The organism is Mesorhizobium sp. M7A.F.Ca.US.005.03.2.1 (assembly GCF_003997795.1).
In the GTDB taxonomy this organism is placed as follows: domain Bacteria; phylum Pseudomonadota; class Alphaproteobacteria; order Rhizobiales; family Rhizobiaceae; genus Mesorhizobium; species Mesorhizobium ciceri.
On the sequence record NZ_RZRP01001633.1, the window covers coordinates 1 to 417 of the forward strand.

Annotated in this window: 1 protein-coding gene; it reads right to left on the reverse strand. The window is 62.6% G+C overall.

Annotation, left to right across the window (positions count from 1 at the left end):
- Positions 1-194: chemotaxis protein CheB (locus tag EN991_RS39545; RefSeq protein WP_281058869.1), on the reverse strand; the 194-nt coding region annotated here is incomplete at its 3' end.
- Positions 195-417 lie beyond the last annotated feature (223 nt).

Below are 417 nucleotides of genomic sequence, written 5' to 3' on the forward strand. Positions count from 1 at the left end.
AGACCGACGTGCTGTACGATGAGGAGGGCCGCCGGAATGTCCGGCGAAATATCCCGGACAAGTCTCTTCAGCGCGTCGACGCCCCCCGCCGAGGCTCCGATTGCGACAATGCACCGGTTCTCGCAACCGTAGGCACGGACCTTCTCCGACTGCCCCGCATGTTCCGACTCTGATCGTGGTGCGGCGGTGGCCATATGTGCTTCACCCACTCAGCAAATAGCGAGCACTCCGGCCAGTCCGCTGCTGCCAGTCGGATGCCCTGCTTTCGTCGTTAGCTTCCTGACCCCGAACATAGTTGCCCGCAATGACGTCAGCTCCAAACTAACGCTTACGTGCGCGTTTGACAGCAGCCTCGGCCACGGCCGGCGCCTCCTGAATGCTTGCCGCGCCGCCAAAATCCGCGTTCTTGGTTCGGCC